The sequence below is a fragment of the Microbulbifer maximicatervae (SeqCode) genome (assembly GCF_052467505.1).
Map to the genome: position 1 here is coordinate 2,904,356 of NZ_CP174313.1, position 15,003 is coordinate 2,919,358.

A 15,003-nucleotide genomic window follows, 5' to 3' on the forward strand; every position below is an offset into this window, starting at 1 on the left:
CTGAATCAAAAACGAGCAAGTTTCCCTCTAGGTACAGCAATCCACAGGCAGGCGGGTTAAACTTGTGCGACGCATTATCACTAAAAATTCTTGCTATGTCTCGGCCTAGAGGCATGCAATCTATTGTCAGATTTTAAGGAAAGCGAAAAATGCAGTTCTCCGCCAAGGTTGCAGATATCAGTAAACAACGCAGTGCCTGCTCAATTATTTCAGCAGATGCCAAAAATAACCTCAGCGAAAGTGGAAAAAGCCTGGATAAACTGACCGGGGGAATGATTGCAAAAATCCTCAAGCGCGGGGACTTGGGGGCCAAATCCGGCAGCACCCAGCTGATCAATCTTATCGACGTTCCCAGCGAGCGCGTTCTGGTCGTACGCACCGGTAAAGGCACCATCAGCCAGGCGGAATTCCGCAAGCTGGCAGCCAGCAGTGCCAATGGAGTAAAGAACTTTAAAGAAGCCGCGAGCTACCTGTGCGAAGTAGAGGTTGAAGGTGCCGATAATCGCTGGAAAGCACAGCAAATCGCCATGGCCGCCGGTCTGGCAAGCTATCGCTACACCCTGTCCCGCACCGATGCAAAGCCCCTGCCCCTAGCGAAATTCACCATCCACGCCCCAGAGAAAAAGCAGCTGAAAGCTATTCAAGGCGGCATGGAAGTGGGTGCCGCTCAAGCACTGGGCAGCAATGTCGCCCGTGATTTGGGGGATCTCCCAGGCAATATCTGTACCCCCAACTACCTGGTTGCCCAGGCGAAGGCGCTGGCTAAAAAACATGCAAAGCTCACCACCAGTGTGCTGGACGAAAAGAAAATGAAAGCCCTGGGCATGGGTGCTTTCCTCAGCGTCTCCAAAGGCAGCGACGAGCCCCCCGCCCTGATTGCCATGAACTACAAAGGTGGCAAGGCCAGCGAAAAACCTGTGGTATTGGTTGGTAAAGGCATCACCTTCGATAGCGGCGGCATCAGCATCAAGCCGGGCCAGGCTATGGACGAAATGAAATACGACATGGGCGGTGCCGCCAGTGTCTTCGGCGTAATGAACGCCCTGGTTGAACTGCAGCCTTCTATCAACGTAGTAGGCCTGGTTGCCGCTGCTGAAAATATGCCTAGCGGCCGCGCCAGCAAGCCCGGTGATGTTGTGACTTCCATGTCCGGCAAAACCATCGAAATCCTCAACACCGATGCCGAAGGCCGCCTGGTTCTGTGCGATACGATCACTTACGCAGCCAAGTTCAAGCCCAGCGCAGTGATTGATATCGCCACGCTCACCGGTGCCTGTGTTATTGCCCTGGGCCATCACGCCACCGGTCTCTACGCCAATAACGAAGAACTGGCCAAGAGCCTTCTCCAGGCCGGCGAAACTACTGGCGACCGCGCATGGCAAATGCCGCTGTGGGACGAGTACCAGTCCTCCCTGGATTCCAATTTTGCCGATATCCAAAATATCGGTGGGCGCGAAGCCGGTTCAGTAACCGCTGCCTGCTTCCTGGCGCGTTTTGCCAAAGACTACAAGTGGGCACATATGGATATTGCCGGTAGTGCCTGGAAGTCCGGCGCACAGAAAGGTGCAACCGGCCGTCCGGTTCCTCTACTGGTTGAATATCTACTGGGCAAATAAGTAGCCAAAGCGCACAATAGCCGCCGGCACCATCGGTGCCCGGCCGCCGGGCGGTCCATTGATTAATGGGCCGCTTTTGTTTTTGGCGGCGTATTAATATGGCCGGGATTATTTGACCAGTATCTGTAATGACTCGCATTGATTTCTATATTCTTTCTTCCGACCAACCGGAACACGCCGATGTTTTTGCCTGCCGCCTGGCTGAGAAAGCCTTCCGCGCGGGTATGCGGGTATTAATCGCGGTGGACGACCCGCAACGGGCGGAACAGATGGATCAACTGCTGTGGACATTTCGCGAGGACAGTTTTCTGCCCCACGCCCCGCAAACTGAAAACCAACAGGCGCAAATAGAAATTAACAGCGGCGAAGACCCCGCAGATCACCACGGCTTACTGATCAATCTCTGCTCCAAAGTACCCAAGTGGTTTAGCCGCTTTGAACGCTTGGCAGAAGTTGTGATCCAACAACCGGAACCATTAAAACGGTCCCGATTGCGATTTGGTCACTTCCGCGATCGCGGATATCCGTTACAATCCCATAAGATCAATTAGAGCCTCTAACTACGTCCGAGAGTCATGTCCGGCAAAAAAAACAAACACAAGCAACGCGGACAGCAGCGCAAGCAGCCCAGTGAATTTCTGGATGAACTTAATTCACTGCACAACTTGCTTGTCACCGACGAGAACAATGAAGAAATCCCCGTGCTCAGCCAGGTGGCCAAGCAGGGTAATCCTGTAACCCCAGAGCCCCCCACACTTCCCACTATTGCCGACATACCGAAACCCAGTGGAACACCGGCTACCAGTGAGTTCGAAGATATCGACACCTCACTGGAAGATATCGACTTGCCGATTTTATTTTCACCGGTTGAAGAAGAGATGCTGGCCCAGCAATCTCTGTCGCTGGCAGAATCTGACCTGGCTCTTTTGCGCCCGCTTCAAGAGCTGGCTGTAGAGGATGAGGAACCACAGGCTCCCGTAGAAACCGGGCAAATCGAAGAAGAGCCCGTTGAAGATAAACCGGTTGAAACGCCGTTAGAGCAGAATTCCCGGGAAACCAAAGCTGAAGATTTCCCAGAGGCCCAACCGGAGAGACCGCCCGAACTGCAGCCGGAGCCCCAGGCGGAAAACCCGTTCCTGCCAAATCATATTCGCTCCCGCCTCACCGGTGGACGGCCCCTGCCAGTTGAAGAAAATACCCAAGTAACCGAAGCCCCAGTGCCCCCGGTAGCAGAAGCCCCAGCAACAGTGGCCCCAGCCCCTGAAGTAAAGGAAGAAGCTGAACTTCCAAGCACTGAGGCCCAAGCCGCCGAAGAAGATCCGGCCGCAGACCCTGAGCCCTCCGCCAAAGAGCGCCAGCGCCAGGAATTGATCGAACAACTCGTCGCCCAGCAGCTGCCCAAACTGGAGCGCCGCCTGCGCGCCCAAATAGAACACGTGGTCGACGAGCTCGGCGTTTGGGATTAAGAGACAGCCTAAGGGAGCCTCTGAATAACTCCCTAAGCTCAAATACCGCCTTTTTCCCACCAGACCCCGGCGGTATAATTGCCGCCTTTTCCGCGCAGCCCGAGCAAGCACCAGACTATCCTGAGCCAAAACGCTGTGCACGCAGTCAGTTAAACACAAGGTTTCCCGCCCGCATGGACAAAACATACCAGCCCAACGCCATCGAACAGCAGTGGTACAAAACCTGGGAGGAGAACGGCTACTTCAAGCCTTCCGGGGATACTGAGGCCAAGCCCTACAGCATTATGATCCCGCCGCCGAACGTCACCGGCAGCCTGCATATGGGCCACGGTTTCCAGGAGTCCATCATGGACGCCCTGATTCGCTACCACCGCATGCAGGGAGACAACACCCTGTGGCAAGTGGGCACCGACCATGCCGGTATCGCCACCCAAATGGTGGTAGAACGCCTGTTGGGCGCCGAAGGCGTATCCCGCCACGACCTGGGCCGCGACAAGTTTATTGAGAAGGTCTGGGAGTGGAAGGAAGAGTCCGGCGGCACCATTACCCGCCAGCTGCGCCGCCTGGGCGCCAGCCCCGACTGGTCCCGCGAACGCTTCACCATGGACGACGGCTTCTACAAGGCCGTGCAGGAAGTCTTTATCAAACTGTATGAAGACGGACTGATTTATCGCGGCAAGCGCCTGGTAAACTGGGACCCGAAATTCCACACCGCGATCTCAGACCTGGAAGTATTAAACGAAGAGAAGCAGGGCCACCTGTGGCACTTCCGCTACCCGCTCTCAGACGGCTCCGGCCACTTGGTAGTTGCCACTACCCGCCCGGAAACCATGCTCGGCGATACCGCCGTAGCCGTACACCCGGAAGACGAGCGCTACCAGCACCTGATTGGCAAGACCATCAAGTTGCCCCTGGCGGATCGCGAAATTCCGATTATTGCTGACGAATACGTCGACCGTGAATTCGGCACCGGCTGTGTAAAAATCACCCCAGCCCACGACTTCAACGACTACGAAATGGGCCAGCGCCACAACCTCGAGATGATCAACATCCTCGATGCCGACGCCCACCTGAACGACGCAGTGCCGGAAAAATATCGAGGCATGGAGCGCTTTGCCGCGCGCACCCAGATTGTCGACGACCTGGACGCCCTCGGCCTGCTGGAAAAAGTAGAGCCCCACACCCTCAAGGTACCTCACGGAGACCGCTCCGGCGCCGTGATCGAGCCCTGGCTCACCGATCAATGGTACGTAAAAACCCAGCCCCTGGCCGATGAAGCCATCGCCGCTGTTGAAGATGGCCGCGTTGAGTTCGTACCGAAAAACTACGAAAACATGTATTTCTCCTGGATGCGCGATATCCAGGACTGGTGTATTTCCCGTCAGCTGTGGTGGGGCCACCGCATCCCCGCCTGGTACGACAACGAAGGCAAAGTCTACGTTGGCCGCAGCGAAGAAGAAGTGCGCGAGAAGCACAACCTGGGCGCCGATATCAGCCTGCGCCAGGACGACGACGTACTCGACACCTGGTTCTCCTCCGGCCTGTGGACCTTCGGCACCCTGGGCTGGCCAGAAGATACCGAAGAGCTGAAAGCCTTCCACCCCAGCTCCGTACTGGTCACCGGCTTCGATATTATTTTCTTCTGGGTCGCGCGCATGATGATGCTGACCCTCTACTTCAAGAAGGAAGTACCGTTTAACACCGTATACGTACACGGCCTGGTGCGCGACAACCACGGCCAGAAGATGTCCAAATCCAAGGGCAACGTGATCGACCCCATCGATTTGATCGACGGTATCAACCTGGAGACCCTGGTAGAGAAGCGCACCTCTGGTCTGATGCAACCGCACCTGCGCGAGAAGATCGAAAAGCAAACCCGCAAGGACTTCCCCGAGGGTTTCTCTGCTTTTGGTACTGATGCCCTGCGCTACACATACTACTCGCTGGCATCCACCGGCCGCGACATCAAGTTTGATGTGGGCCGTATCGAAGGCTTCCGCAATTTCTGTAACAAGATCTGGAACGCCTCCCGCTACGTTCTGCAAAACTGTGAAGAATACGATTGTGGACAAGATGGCAGCACGGATTTTGAACTGACCATCGCCGACCGCTGGATTATTTCCCAACTGCAGCGCACCGAGATTACCGTACGCGAAGCCATGGACACCTACCGCTTCGACCTCGCCTCCCAGGCCCTGTACGACTTTATCTGGAGCGAGTACTGCAGCTGGTACCTGGAACTTTCCAAGCCGGTACTATGGGACGACAACGCCTCCGACGCAGTGAAGAAAGGCACCCGCCGCACCCTGATCCGCGTACTGGAAACCATCTTGCGTCTGGCTCACCCACTGATGCCATTTATCACCGAAGAAATCTGGCAGCGTGTAAAAACCCTCGCCGGTTCCAACGGTGACACCATTATGCTGCAGCAGTACCCGGAAGCCGATAACAGCAAGATCGACGAGGAAGCGGAAGCGGCTGTTGCCTGGTTGAAGCAGGTTATTGAAGGCGTGCGTAATATTCGCGGTGAAATGAACATTTCCCCGGCGAAGAAAATCCCACTGATCCTGCGCGGCGGTTCCAACCGTGACAAAGAACTGCTGGAGCAAGCCCGCAGCCTGCTGATCAAACTAGCCAGCCTCGAAGAAATCACCTGGCTGGAAAGTGGAGAAGCTGCACCAGCCTCCGCCACTGCCCTGGTAAGCGATATGGAATTGCTGGTACCCATGGCCGGCCTGATCGACGTTAAAGCCGAGAGTGCCCGTCTACAAAAAGAGATTGATAAACTTTCCAAAGAACTCGCACGAGTTGAAGGCAAACTCAACAATCCCAAGTTTGTAGACAAAGCCCCCGAAGCCGTTGTTGCCAAGGAGAAGGACAAGCTCGCGGAAATGAAAGGTGCTCACGAGCGTCTGCAACAGCAACTTGAGGAAATCAGCAACCTTTAAAGTTACTGGTAATCCGCTCCATTAAAGAGCGGATCTGATTTAAAAAAGGGGGCTCTGCCCCCTTTTCTTTTTTTGATATAAATCAGCCACCCCCTTCTTGAACTAGTGCCTTTTGATTTTCTATCAAGGTCAAAACCCGAATATGTGCTCAATGTACCTGCATCGCCTATGGGTTTATCAGCTCCAAAATCAGCTCTACCGAAGTGGTATACGACCTAAAGCGCGCTAAAACAGTTTAAGCACCGCTCCATTTTTCTATCCTCCTAAATACCTGATAAGAAATCATGATATTTATAAAAAATAACAGTGAGTTACAGAAAGTCTATTCATTGGGGGTAGTGGCCAAAGTAATTATTTTTGAGCTTGGGACAAGAGTTCCGGCTTGTATGTGATTTATTGATCCCTCAAGGTTCTTACGCACTTCTTCGTTAGATTGATTCCAGGGTGGTAATCATGATAATAGTGGTCAGAATGATTACTATATAAATGTTATGTTTTCCCAGCAATGAGGCCCTGAATGGAAAAAAGTCTAGAAACAATTATCAAAAAGCTAGCAGAAGGAATAGATGACTATAATATCCCGGACTGGATTTCCTTTAGTGCCATATGCAGGGAAATAGACGAAAGCAATTTGCAAACTGTGCTCAACGCTATACCATCGAAATATATCGATGAGTTCCATTCATTCATTACAACTAGCCCGGTCACTAATGATGAATGGAATAATTACACTGTAATCGGTGGTGGAATTAGCTCTGGATCAATGGAAGAAATTGAGCGGAAAAATAGATATAGGGCGGGCGTTGAAATCATCCGTAGGTTTCGCAGTGAATCCACAACATAACAATACAGTGTTGTTCAGCCCTTCGGGGCCGAAAAGCCAAAAGCGTGGCTTCGCCACTGGCTGCCGCAAACTTTTACGCTATGGTAAATGAAGTTATGGATCAGATTGAGCTTTCTAAGAAGATAGAAGAGATCCTTTGTCCGTTATTGAAGGATCTTGGTTACGAATATTTTGGAGTAGAAGACATTTCAACCCAGGCAATACCAAAATGGTTAAAAGGAACATTTAAAAACACCTCTGTTGCTAGATCAGTTGAAATTGGATATATCCCTAAAGGAGTAGGGGCAAGAGAAGTATTAAAATGTCATATATCAGATCTAAATTTCAGCCCGAATGATTTCGACTATACATCCACTAATCAAATGTCAGTGCCATCACAAAAAATCTCCGAGTTAGATGAAGATATTAATGGCAGAGTCAGCATTACTTTAAGCGCAATAGCAAAAGAGCTAAAAAAAAACTTTAACGAGGTACTCACAGGCGAGGTGTTTGAAACGGAGAATATAGACTGGCAAGGTTTAAAGTAGTGAGCAGCCATAACAAGCGCTGGCACAATCGCCCACTACGCGCGCCGCTGCTTCGCGGCGCACCATAATCTCAACCAACGCCCCCCTCCAACACCCTCTCCTTTTGCAAACGTCTATAGATTTCCTCACGGTGAACGGGTAGAGATTTGGGAGCACGTATGCCTATCTTTACCTGATTACCCTTAACTTCCAATACCGTAATTGAGACGCTCGCTCCAATCCGTAAGTTTTCACCCGTCCGGCGCTTTAAGATCAACATATTTGCTTCCTATGAATATTCAAACCATGCGTAGACCTCCCTTAATGGAAGGATTTGAAAGTAACTGTTAAGGAAGTGTCAGGTGGAGCGCGAGAACGGTAGGCATAGAGATAGAAAAGGCAGACGCAACGCTCCCAGAGCCAGGGGACATGCCCCAAACTGCTGAATGGACTCCACTTTATTGAAGACGAGCGGGTTTCTAGCGTATGATCCATATAGCCATTTTGATAGTTAGAGTATCAACTTGGTTAGCTGGCCCCAGGTGTTAGCGCACCTTGGGTCAGCGCCTTTTACTTACTTTTACGTCACGCTACCGTTCTCCTTTGAGGGAATGGTTTTTAGAAAATTCTTGATTCTCTCGAATCTCTTTGGTCATCGGCCTTTAGAAGGCTACTCAATGACGACCCAAATACCGATAAATATCCACCGATTTTACGCAGCTTTGACACTAAAACAAACTGAATAAATTCCAATAAGATTATTTTTGTGCCTATATTTTTGATTGCTCACGCTTTGAAAATTTCGATTGCGTATAAAAATGGTCGTTAAGACTGGTATTCTTGCTCGCCTTTCACTTTGGAACTCAGAAACAACAGATCACTCCTAGCGGCTTTACTTTGCTGATTTTATATACACATTGTTGTTTTCTCCCGCAACCAATATCGAAGATCAAGAACTGCCGCAGATATCCACAGTAGAAAGATCATTAACTTGTTGATTTTGAATAGTTTACGTCTGTAATCAAAAGCAGCAATATACGGACTAGAGGATTTTTCTACTCTTTGAATATATTGACTGGTGATATAATACGGCTTCTTTTGGATACACCTTTATGAATACTAAGATTTAGAGCATGGAAACAGTCACTTGCTATAGGCCAACCGGAGAAAAAGAGTTAGAAATGGTTAAGGACTCAGGCTATAAGAAATGGCCACCTCGTTTGCCAGAACAACCTATTTTTTATCCGGTTACAAACGAAGAGTATGCCATTGCCTTAACACAGTGGAATATCACCGATCTCGGTGCGGGCTACGTAACAAAATTTGAGGTGGTTAAGTCCTTCATGGACAAATACCTCATAAAATGCGTCGGTGCTAAATCACATACTGAATGGTGGGTACCCGCTGAAGATCTGAAAGATCTTAATAAAAACATTGTTGGGAAAATCGAGGTAATAGGTGAGTACCGAAACTCATAACAAGTGACTATGGTTACTCGTCAAGTTTTTAAGCCATACTTTCATCCCAGTAGGTGTTGTTTTTCACCATTGTATTCAGGATCGTAATCTGCTTTCTCATGCAGGCAACCAGAGCAACCTTTTTAGGTTTGCCAGCGTCGACTAATCGCTTATACATGGGCTTTAGTTTGGGATGATGTTGTATGGCCGACATGATGGAAACAAAAAGAACCGTGCGTACGCGATGCCTTCCACCTCGAATATATCGTTTGCCCTGGAAGTTGCCGCTATCACGGTTCATCGGGGCGATACCGACAAGTGCAGCGATTTCTTTACGGTTCAATTGTCCTAGCTCAGGAAGTTCACTCATTAACGTATAGGCCAATACATTTCCGACCCCTTTGGCACTCAACAATAGGTCACGCCTTTGCCGCCACTCGGACACACTGTTAACCAGTTTTTCCAGTTGCTTGTCGATACCTTGTAACTCTTTCTTGATGGTGTTTAGAATGGTCTGGATAGGTTTGTGTACTGATTTCGGCATCCTCTGAAGCCGATTCTTTTGCATTGTACTCATCTCTAAACACTGACTTCTTACAGCCAGTAAGTCACTGATCGCCCTAAGCTTTTCTGGTTTTAGCACCGACAGCCCTGGCTTCATGGCCTCACCAAAATGTGCAATATCCATTGCATCTAGCTTGTCAGTTTTGGCGAGGCGCCCTGCAGATTTAGCGAAGCTCCTTATCTGCGAAGGATTGCAAACAACAATAGGTAATCCGGCTTTGTCGGCGGCGCAAACAAACTCTAACTCGAGCCTTCCCGTAGACTCTATTAATACTCTTTGAGGTTTAAGAGGTTGTAGTTGTTTAATGGCATCTTTAATGCCATTTTTATCATTGGCAACACTAAAGAACTGGCCAGTAGGTCTCACATAAATATCGAGTTGTTTACTGCTGGTATCGATACCGACATTGATCTCTTGAGGTTCCATAAGATAAGCTATCTCCGCCTTGCTATTCGGGCTCGAGGCCCACATGACTATCCGAGTTATGCCTAGTGAGTGCTTATCACGTTCATACTTGTTATCGGTCTTTTACGAACCAGCCAAGCAGCGAACTGTGATAAACAAGGCCTTCGGTGGCCGCCGAAGGTGGGTCTCAATTTACCCGTTAACGAAAAGGATTTTCAACATCAGAATCGGGCAAGAACAACCATACAAAGCCAAGCACTATGCCTCTGTGAAGCTGGGGCCGGACCTCCAAAAGCCTGCGGCTTTTGGAGGTCCGTGTTGGCAATGTTATGCCCTAAGTACTAGATGGAAAATTTAAATGGAATCACCAAAAGTATTTGTTTCTTATAGTTGGTCCACCCCCGAGCACGAAGAATGGGTTTTAAATCTATCAACTGAGCTTAGGGAATCTGGAGTAGATATAATTTTAGATAAATGGGACTTAAAGGAAGGGCATGACTCTAATGCATTCATGGAGAGAATGGTTACAGATTCTTCAGTAAAGAAGGTGATAATTGTTTGTGACGAGTCCTATGCGAATAAGGCCGATAAGCGAAGCGGTGGTGTTGGGACTGAAACCCAAATAATTTCATCTGAAATATATTCAAGTGTCGATCAGGATAAGTTTGTAGCAGTAATTGCTGAAAAAGATGCCGATGGTAGCGCACACCTCCCCACTTACTACAAGTCTCGAATATATATAGATTTGTCATATGATGAGCTATATGCTAAAAAAGCAATCTAGGACAGCCAATGACTAGAGAGTGGTGCCGGCAATAGAGCTAGCTCCCTCTCTGGCGGCTCTTTCTCTTTGGTTTACAGGTAAAGGAGATTAAGTACTTGGAATTGGTCTTCAGGCTATTGGGATCGCTGTTTTTCGATTAAAGGGCGGTAATCGTGCTGTTGAGTACTTGAGGCCGGGGTAGATTAGCAGGGCGTAGATGAGAGGAGGCGCCGACAGTCGCTTATACCGTGTACCCAGCGTTTATCGAGTTGAGCACAAACTTTTTGTACAACCTCTACCGATCCCACCAAGCCTTTAAAGCGACTTTCAAAGTTCCGGCTGAAATAAAGCCAGTGCTTGGGTGAAATGCCGAGTCGCTCCAGAATAGGAGGTATGTTTTCGGCAATACAACCCCGTTTTCTTGGGTCTAAATGCCGGCCGCTCCAGTCCACTAACTCCAAATAGTGATCCAGCTGGAAAGGAAGCCCTTTCGGCATATTCAAACGCTCACCGCCGACAAACGGAAGTAGATTTTTGGGCTGCTTACCTGAGACTGCCGCACGAATACGCTGTTGAATCGAAGTGTAATCAGACTCTTCAGGTGTCTGGGCAATATTGGCACGGATGGGGTTAAGGTCTACATAGGCCATACAGGCGGCGAGTGCTCTTTCATCCAGTAAAGCCTGAGACTTGAACCGGCCCTCCCAAAAGCGGCCTGTACAGTTGTCTTCAGCATTGGCCTGGCGGGCGATGGATTCATTTAAACAGCGCATAAACCAGCTGATATCCATTAGACGCTCCCGCCATAGGGAAACGACCTCTTTTAGCCTGTCTTCCTCAGCGTGATCGAGAGTATCGCCCTGAAGATAGCGCTGGGCCAAGCTAGAGGCTTTGAAGAGTTTTTTCCAGCGAGTAATTACCTCTGTAAGAGACCACTTGTTAGCTGATTTTGTGTCGATATAGAGCACTATATGGTAGTGATTACTCATTACTGCATAGGCGGCAATATCTAGCGCAAACACCTCGGCTAACTTATGCATACGGCTTTCAATCCATTCGCGCCGATGCTCGTAATCTTTTCCGGATTCAGTATCTCTGCCACATAGAAATGCACGCCGTACACAGCGGGAGACACAGTGATAGTACGGTGTTGCATCAAGAGATATCTGGGTGCTTCGCGGTAGAGTCATCGGCTGCACGCGCATTTGCATGTATAAAAATACAGTATTTTGTGGAATTTCAATCTTTTGTCAATAGGGATGGTGGTTTGTACTTTCTATTTGGTGGGTGTCCAGGATTAACACCGCAGGATTAACACCTTGGCCATTACTGACCGAGGCGCTACTATGTCCCACCACTTTTTCCTACCCCCATCTTGGGGGCTAGCGAGTTGGGCCTACTTATGAGTCAGCAGCCACCCTGACAACTTCACAGCAGCAAGCTAAACAGACCTCCCCAGATAAGACCGTGAACTTTCACTACACAACTGCATCATTGACTCTACCCGTTAGATCACCCGGCGTTACAGTTGCCATCCGCTAGTAGTTAGCATTTAATGGGACCCATTAAACGGTGATCTTCCTACAGGGGAATTTCACCCCATTAGTTCACGCCCACGCTGGGCGTACCAAACGCATGTTGTCGGACTGGTTTTCCGCTGCGCTCCAATTCAGCCGCAAATACGGGCGTTAGCTTCTTCTTAGAGTTAGAGTTAAATGAATGAAAAAATACAAAAGCTTGGAATAGATTGCTTAAGAATTTTGTCTTCAGACAAAGAAACAGCAAGCTTTCTAGGTGGTCTACCATTAACTCGAACATCTATTGATTGGCCCAGAAAAAATGATAAGCCCCTAGGTTTCATTGCTCAATTTGACTTAGAAGAAATAAACCCTGAAAAGGTCATAGATTGGCTACCAAGTCATGGACGACTTTTATTTTTTTATGATTTAGAAGAATGGCCTTGGGGTTTTGATCCAAAAGATAGAGGTGGCTGGGCTGTTATATATGAAAGTGGTGACGGTGATTTTCAATCAACAGAACTACCTGATGACTTGAATGAAGATCATGTGGCGCCAGAAATAAAATATGTTATTTCTGAGAGATTCACTAGCTTTCCTGATTCTCAAAGAATTAGCTTTGAGAAATTGGGTTTGTCTGAAGATGAAGAGTACTATGAATTTCTTAATGAGCTTTATGGTGATGAGCCTAGGCATCAAGTTAGCGGCTTTCCGTCCCCAATTCAAAATGACAGCATGGAAGAAGAATGTCAGCTTGTAAGTGGAGGAGTAAACTGCGGCGGCCCCGAAGGCTACAACTCCAAAGAAGCAAAACTATTAAGAGAGCAAGAGAATGATTGGCGGCTCCTATTTCAGTTTGATTCGGATGATGATATTGAAATCATGTGGGGTGATTTAGGTATGCTGTATTTTTGGGTCAAGGAAAGTGAAGCTAGAAATGCTAACTTTTCCAATGCATGGCTAGTTTTACAATGTGGCTAATTTTAGAAGCTAAATCGGGTAGCTGGTAGCTTTTAGCTACCGGCCCCCACACCACCCATAGTGCGGGTCCGCAATTGGCGGCTCCCTATCCGTAATGAATCCCTACCCAACGAAAATCTCGAGCAGGTCTTCATTTGAGTTGACTATCATGGCAGTGAGCTACTTCTGAGTCAGCGGCCATGCAGGCAGCTTCACAGCAGCAAGCTAAACAGGTCACCCCAGATAAGAACGTGAACTCTCACTGCACAACTGCATCATTGACTCTAGCCGCCAGACCACCCGGCTTTAATGTCCTTGGCCACCTCGCCTCCAGACAAACCCTTATAGGATATCTCTGTTCGTCAGCCCTTAGTTTTTCTGGCAACTTCCTCCCCACAAGACCTCCCGGCGCTGCAGTTGCCATTCGCTAGTAGTTAGCATTAAATGCTAATCCTACTAGAGAGGACTTTCACCCCATTAGTCCACGCCCATGCTGGGCGTAGCAAGCAGCAGCAATCGCTCCCGTTGGTCACTTGAACAACCAAAATGCTGCGCTTATTTGTCTGTCCCTGTGTGGGGCGTTAACTTGTACGGAAGTTAAATTGACAAAAGGAGTTGGAATGCAAATTTCGCATCTAGAAACAATCAATAAATATGAGAAGTTGGGCTCTCAAGCTAGAGACATAGCATCCAGAAACTTACCAAGGCACCTCCTCGGAAAAATCACGTTAGAGGCAATAGATCACAAAGCTCTTGCTGCGTTCAAATCAATAGATTTGAATCAAGAACGCTCTGTGAGCTGGAATTGGAATTTTTCTAGCCGGTACAAAATTTTCTATCCAAAGGCGTTTGACCTTTCTGTGTGGTACGGAAGTACTTTGTGCTCATTAACTCTCGGTCGGCCGACCTACAGAGGCACAGCTATACGTTTGGATTTTATTGAGCGTTTCAACAAGCATGTTTTGTTCGCAAACGATATGTTTCCTGTTTCATTATTGGCCTATGAAGCGTATGCGCGTCTAATCGGCGCGACTCAAATTAGGGTAATGGATCCACTCAATGATAAGTTGGTGAAATATTATTCATCACACGGTGGATTTTCGTTATGTCCTGGAAAGCAAGGCGTACCTCATTATTTGGTAAAAGATCTATGAAAAGTAGTGATGAATTAAAGAAAATAGAAGAAGAATTAAAGAAATCCTCCGAAGATCTCTTTAAGCCTCGCCCTAAAGACATCGAAGATGAGTTGAGTAAAAAAGATACATTCGGTTCTCCAGATAATCTGGTAGAACGGGACGACGAGGAAGAATAAGCTAAATCGGGTAGCCGGTAGTTCCCAGCCACTGGCTCCCATACCTCCCATCGTACGGGTCAGTAATAGGCGGTTTCCTATCTGTAATGAATTTCTACCCAACGATAGTCTCGAACAGCTCTTCATTTGAGCTGAGTGTCATGGCACTGCGCTACCTCAATTTTATTCGACTGGCAACATATTGGTAGGTTAGCCCTGTCTTTTAACGCGTGGATTTTGGCTTCAGGCCTCCACCATGTCCAAGGTATTAAACTTGGCATTAGGCTACTATGCCTTCGGCTGACTTCTGTCTAATCACCTTGGCCATTACTGACCGAGGCGCTGCTGTGTCCAAACACTTTTTCCTATCCCCGCGATGGCGGCTCGCGGGTTGGGCCTACTTATGAGTCAGCGGCAACGTTGACAGTTTCACAGCAGCAAGCTAAACAGATCTCCCCAAATAAGAAGTGAGCCTTCACTACACAACTACATCATCGACTCTCCCTATTAGATCACCCGGCATCGGCGTCCTTGTCCACCTCACCTCCGGGCTAAGCCTTATAGGGTGTTTCTGTTCGCCAGCTCGTAGTCTTGCTAGCAGCTTCCTCCCCACAAAACCTCACGGTATTGCAGTTGCCATTCGCTAGTAGTTAGCATTTAATGGC

The 15,003-nt window shown here is 48.7% G+C and carries 14 protein-coding genes; 11 read left to right on the forward strand and 3 right to left on the reverse strand.

The window, feature by feature from the left end; genetic code table 11:
- Positions 1-149: 149 nt before the first annotated feature.
- From ACJJIN_RS12960 to ACJJIN_RS12985, 6 genes are all read left to right on the forward strand, one after another.
- Complete coding sequence (locus ACJJIN_RS12960) at positions 150-1,616, forward strand: leucyl aminopeptidase (RefSeq protein WP_444894984.1); 1,467 nt, start codon at positions 150-152, stop codon at positions 1,614-1,616.
- 128 nt (positions 1,617-1,744) lie between these two features.
- Positions 1,745-2,167 carry a DNA polymerase III subunit chi gene (locus tag ACJJIN_RS12965; RefSeq protein ID WP_282933987.1) on the forward strand — a complete coding sequence of 141 codons (423 nt, stop codon included), beginning with the start codon at positions 1,745-1,747 and terminating at the stop codon, positions 2,165-2,167.
- A 24-nt stretch (positions 2,168-2,191) separates the two neighbouring features.
- Positions 2,192-3,082, forward strand: a complete 891-nt coding sequence (locus tag ACJJIN_RS12970; RefSeq protein WP_444894985.1) for a hypothetical protein — start codon at positions 2,192-2,194, stop codon at positions 3,080-3,082.
- A gap of 173 nt (positions 3,083-3,255) precedes the next feature.
- Entirely contained in the window at positions 3,256-6,030 is a 2,775-nt protein-coding gene (locus ACJJIN_RS12975; protein ID WP_444894986.1) for a valine--tRNA ligase, read from the forward strand.
- A 517-nt stretch (positions 6,031-6,547) separates the two neighbouring features.
- Positions 6,548-6,874 carry a hypothetical protein gene (locus ACJJIN_RS12980; protein WP_444894987.1) on the forward strand — a complete coding sequence of 109 codons (327 nt, stop codon included), beginning with the start codon at positions 6,548-6,550 and terminating at the stop codon, positions 6,872-6,874.
- A gap of 44 nt (positions 6,875-6,918) precedes the next feature.
- Positions 6,919-7,401, forward strand: coding sequence for a hypothetical protein (locus ACJJIN_RS12985; RefSeq protein WP_444894988.1), 483 nt, complete (start codon positions 6,919-6,921; stop codon positions 7,399-7,401).
- Positions 7,402-7,471: 70 nt separating this feature from the next.
- Here the strand turns inward: ACJJIN_RS12985 and csrA are convergent, their stop codons facing one another.
- Positions 7,472-7,660, reverse strand: a complete 189-nt coding sequence (gene csrA / locus ACJJIN_RS12990) for a carbon storage regulator CsrA (RefSeq protein ID WP_444894989.1) — start codon at positions 7,658-7,660, stop codon at positions 7,472-7,474.
- 853 nt (positions 7,661-8,513) lie between these two features.
- Between csrA and ACJJIN_RS12995 the strand changes: the two genes are divergently transcribed.
- A complete protein-coding gene (locus ACJJIN_RS12995) occupies positions 8,514-8,858 on the forward strand; it encodes a hypothetical protein (RefSeq protein ID WP_444894990.1) in 345 nt (114 codons plus the stop codon).
- Between the two features lie 28 nt (positions 8,859-8,886).
- Here the strand turns inward: ACJJIN_RS12995 and ACJJIN_RS13000 are convergent, their stop codons facing one another.
- Complete coding sequence (locus ACJJIN_RS13000) at positions 8,887-9,828, reverse strand: IS110 family RNA-guided transposase (RefSeq protein ID WP_444894991.1); 942 nt, start codon at positions 9,826-9,828, stop codon at positions 8,887-8,889.
- A gap of 337 nt (positions 9,829-10,165) precedes the next feature.
- Between ACJJIN_RS13000 and ACJJIN_RS13005 the strand changes: the two genes are divergently transcribed.
- On the forward strand, positions 10,166-10,591 hold the full coding sequence (locus ACJJIN_RS13005; RefSeq protein ID WP_444894992.1) for an SEFIR domain-containing protein: 426 nt from the start codon (positions 10,166-10,168) through the stop codon (positions 10,589-10,591).
- A gap of 182 nt (positions 10,592-10,773) precedes the next feature.
- Here ACJJIN_RS13005 and ACJJIN_RS13010 read toward each other — a convergent pair whose 3' ends face one another.
- A complete protein-coding gene (locus ACJJIN_RS13010; protein WP_444894993.1) occupies positions 10,774-11,760 on the reverse strand; it encodes a transposase in 987 nt (328 codons plus the stop codon).
- 525 nt (positions 11,761-12,285) lie between these two features.
- Here ACJJIN_RS13010 and ACJJIN_RS13015 point away from each other — a divergent pair.
- From ACJJIN_RS13015 to ACJJIN_RS13025, 3 genes are all read left to right on the forward strand, one after another.
- Positions 12,286-13,068, forward strand: a complete 783-nt coding sequence (locus ACJJIN_RS13015) for a YwqG family protein (protein WP_444894994.1) — start codon at positions 12,286-12,288, stop codon at positions 13,066-13,068.
- A 599-nt stretch (positions 13,069-13,667) separates the two neighbouring features.
- On the forward strand, positions 13,668-14,201 hold the full coding sequence (locus ACJJIN_RS13020) for a hypothetical protein (protein ID WP_444894995.1): 534 nt from the start codon (positions 13,668-13,670) through the stop codon (positions 14,199-14,201).
- On the forward strand, positions 14,198-14,359 hold the full coding sequence (locus tag ACJJIN_RS13025) for a hypothetical protein (RefSeq protein ID WP_444894996.1): 162 nt from the start codon (positions 14,198-14,200) through the stop codon (positions 14,357-14,359). The genes ACJJIN_RS13020 and ACJJIN_RS13025 overlap by 4 nt, the downstream gene beginning before the upstream one ends.
- The last annotated feature ends 644 nt before the right edge of the window (positions 14,360-15,003 follow it).